The sequence below is a fragment of the Protofrankia sp. Cas8 genome (assembly GCF_963555845.1).
GTDB lineage: Bacteria > Actinomycetota > Actinomycetes > Frankiales > Frankiaceae > Protofrankia.
On sequence record NZ_CAUVXI010000009.1, the window covers coordinates 20,953 to 24,542 of the forward strand.

The 3,590-nt window shown below is 70.1% G+C and carries 2 protein-coding genes and 1 pseudogene; 1 reads left to right on the forward strand and 2 read right to left on the reverse strand.

Translation table 11 applies throughout. The features are described from left to right. Positions 1-692, forward strand: a 692-nt coding sequence (locus U9977_RS03130) for a GGDEF domain-containing protein (protein ID WP_322747630.1), incomplete at its 5' end; no start/stop codon positions are given. Here the strand turns inward: U9977_RS03130 and U9977_RS03135 are convergent. Continuing rightward, complete coding sequence (locus U9977_RS03135; RefSeq protein ID WP_322747631.1) at positions 660-2,654, reverse strand: vWA domain-containing protein; 1,995 nt, start codon at positions 2,652-2,654, stop codon at positions 660-662. The genes U9977_RS03130 and U9977_RS03135 overlap by 33 nt on opposite strands. After that, a pseudogene (locus U9977_RS03140) lies at positions 2,651-3,590 on the reverse strand (magnesium chelatase); the annotation flags it as partial. The pseudogene U9977_RS03140 and the gene U9977_RS03135, both read right to left, overlap by 4 nt.

The window sequence follows — 3,590 nt, forward strand, 5'->3', positions numbered from 1 at the left end:
AGTTCCTGCGGCTCGCCGCGGAGGTGGGCGCCGCCGCGGTCCGCGATATTCGGCTGCATGCGCTCGACCGCGGCTACCGCTGGTTCGACATCGAGGCAAGCGATCTGCGCGGCCAGCCGGAGGTGGCCGGCATCCTGCTGACCTGCCATGAGATCGGCGAACGCCGGGAGCGCCAGGACCGGTTGCGCCACCAGGGCCGCCATGACGCTCTCACCGGCCTGCCGAACCGGGCTGCGTTTGTTCGGCGCCTTCATGGCATCACCGAGGACGGGGCGGTATCGACGTTCGCGGTACTGCTTATTGATCTTGATCGGTTCAAGCCACTGAACGACACGTACGGCCATGACGTCGGCGACGAGGTGTTGCGGATCATCGGAGCACGCCTGGCCAGGGTGAGTGGGGCGCAGGACGTGGTCTACCGCCTCGGTGGCGACGAGTTTGCCGTCGTCCTGCGCGATGTGGACGGCCCGCAGGCCCGCGGGGTCGCAGACCGCTTGCTTGCCGCGATCCGCCAGCCCATGTCCGTCGGCGCGACGTTGGTCAGTGTTGACGCGACCGTCGGTATCGCCGTGGCGGAACCGGACGAGGGCCATCCTGAGGTTGCCGTCCACAATGCCGATCTTGCCATGTTGCGGGCGAAGAGGGCCGGGCGGTCGCAATCAGCGGGAACGTCGTCCGCTACGTGCGCGTAGGTAGTCCCGGACGACATACTGACCCAGCGCCCCCGGATCGGGGGACAGCATCCGACCGCCGTTGCGCCGCGCGACCTCATCGACGAACTGCACCAGCCGTGGCTCGTTGTCAAGCATGAACACGTTGATTGTCGCCCCACGGCGGGTCAGTCGGTCCACCTCGGCCAGGGTCAGCTCGAGGGTTTCCGGAGTGGGCGGCCAGGAGAAGGCGGGCGTGCCGTTACGCATCAGGTGCGCGGTCGGCTCACCGTCGGTGACCACCAGTACGATCGGTTCGGAATCCGGATGTTTCGACACCAGCCGACCCGCGATCATCAGTGCGTGCTGGAGGTTCGTGCCCTGTACCACTTCGGAGTCCAGCCCGGCGAGCTCCACCGGGCGCAGCAGCCGGGCGTAGTCGGAGAAACCGACCAGATGGATCGTGTCCTGCGGGAACTTCGTGCTGATCAGGGTGTGCAGCGCGAGCGCTGTCGATTTCGCCACCCCCCAGGTCCCCCGCAGCGCCATGGAATAGGAGAGATCGACCAACAGGCACACCACGGCCGAGGTCCGGCGTTCGGTCTCGGCGACTTCGAAGTCGGCGACATCCAGGCGCACCGCTCCGTCCGGGCCGGCCGGCCCCGCCCGTAGAACCGCGTTGCGGACAGTGCGGACGACGTCGAGGGGCTGGGCGTCACCGAAGCACCACCGCCGGGATGTCCCGGTGAGCTCGCCGGCCGCGCCGGCGTCGGCGACATCGTGATCACCGCGTCCGTGGGCGTCCAACCGGTGGAAGATGCGAGTCAGCGCGGTCTGCCCGATGCGGCGGACCGCCCGCGGGGTCAGCTCCAGGTTGCCGGCATTGCGGGTCAGGAAACCCTGGCGTTCCAGCTCCTTTTCGATCTGCTGGAGGGTACGCAGGTCGTCGACGGCATCTCGGCCCAGCGCTCGCGCGATCGCGTCCGGATCGATGTCCTCCAGGGACGCCCCGGCGTAGTCCTGGGACAGCGCGGCAGCCAGTTCGTCGAGCTCAGCCAGCTCCTCCAGCGCGCTGGTGGCCTCCCCCAGCCCGAGGGGGCGCTCGCCGGTCATCGGGTCCCGCACCCGGCCGCGCGCGGGCTGGCCCCAGCCGAGGTCCGGGCGGGCGGCCCGGAGCGCATCGCGCAGCCGGGACAGCTCGGCCGCCAGGCCCATGTCAGCCATGGCGGCGGTCATCAGATCGGCCAGTTCCTGACGTTGCTGCGGGGACAGGCCCGCCATCAGCCGCGCAGCAGCCGCGGCGCGCCGCGCCAACGAATCCACCAGCTCGTCCAGCGAGCGCGGATTGTCCGGGAAGAAGTCACCGAACGAGCGCATGAAGTTCTCGAACGCGGCGTCGGTGTGCTCGCCGCGGGCATCCGCCTCCAGCATGCTGTTGAGCGCGTTCAGCATGTCTGCCACTCGGGCCATGGCCGCGGGCGTGCTGTTCTCCAACGCCTGTTTCATGCCGCGGAACTGCGTGTCGAGCACCTCGCGGCGGAGCAGGTCGGAGATCTTTGCGAACGTCTCGCGCGCAAGGGGCGAACGCCACTCGTAGTCGGCCAGCGCGCTCACGGCCCGGGCCGGGTCGCCCGGCACGGCGTCGAGTTCGGCTTCGCGCAGGCGGGCATCGTCGGAGGGGTCCGGGAACAGCGCGGTCCGCTCCTGCCCCACCGCCTCGTCCAGAAGCTCACGGACCTGCTCCAGAGTGCCGTCCAGACGCCCGCGCGCGCGGGCCTCGCGCCGCCGGCGCTCCACCTGGCGGCGCAGATCCTCCAGGCCACGGCGGTTGGGTGTGCCCCGGCGCAGCAACGCGTCCAGAGCCTCGCGCGGGGTTCGGCCATCAAGGATGTGCTCGGACATCTCGTCCAGCGCGCCCGCCACGTCGAACGGGTATGCCAGGGGGTCCGGGCCCCCGTCCCATGGGCCGTACCGGAATCCCGCCGGCCCGGTCCCGGCGCTCATCCGCCGTACACCGTCCGGCCCGGCAGTTCTTCCTTGGCGAGCCGCCGGTTGAGGTGCAGACCCTCCATGGCCAGTTCAAGCCCGGCCGCGGCGAGCCCCGGCGACTCCGCACCGTCAATGCCGAGCCTGATGAGGATCGCGGCGAGCCCCGGCACCGGGCCGACCCGCCGAAGCAACTCCGTGGCCGGGATGAGATCACCGGTCTCAACCGGGCCGTCCACCTCGAAACGCCGTTGCAGACCGCTCAGGTCGGTGCCGGCGAGTCGGGCGCGAAAGGTCTCGGCGACAGCCCGCCGCAGCAGGTGCGCGAGGATCTCGTCCTCCCGCCCCTCCTCCAGCTGGTCGAACTCGACCTTGCCGCGTACCGCCGGCACGATCGTTGAGAGATCGACGACCCGGGCCGTCGGAACGTTTTCGCCGGCCAGCGCCGCCCGGCGCACCGCCGAGGCGGCCACGGTCTCGACGGCGGCCACCGACAGCCGGGCCGACACGCCGGAGCGCCGATCGACCTGCGGGGCGTCGCGCACCAGCCGGGTGAAGCGCGCGACCACCTCCAGCAGGTGGTCGGGGACGGCGGGAAGGCCCAGCGGCGAGTCCCGCCAGTTCAGCGCCGCCTCTTGGCGGATCAGGGCCAGTTCGTCGTCGAGGCGCAGCGGGTAGTGGGTGCGGACCTCGGCGCCGAAGCGGTCCTTGAGAGGTGTGATGATCCGGCCCCGGTTGGTGTAGTCCTCGGGATTCGCTGAAGCGACGAGAAACAGGTCGAGCGGGAGCCGCAGGACGTAGCCCCGGACCTGGATGTCGCGTTCCTCCAGCACATTCAGGAGCGATACCTGGATCCGTTCGGCCAGGTCGGGAAGTTCGTTCACGCTGAAGATGCCGCGGTTGGTACGTGGTATCAGACCGTAGTGGACGGTCTCCGGGTCACCCAGAGTGCGG

What these genes read in the sequence shown, in the direction of transcription:
- U9977_RS03135 (WP_322747631.1), bottom strand. Translation starts at nt 2,654, where the DNA reads ATGAGCGCCGGGACCGGGCCGGCGGGATTCCGGTACGGCCCATGGGAC.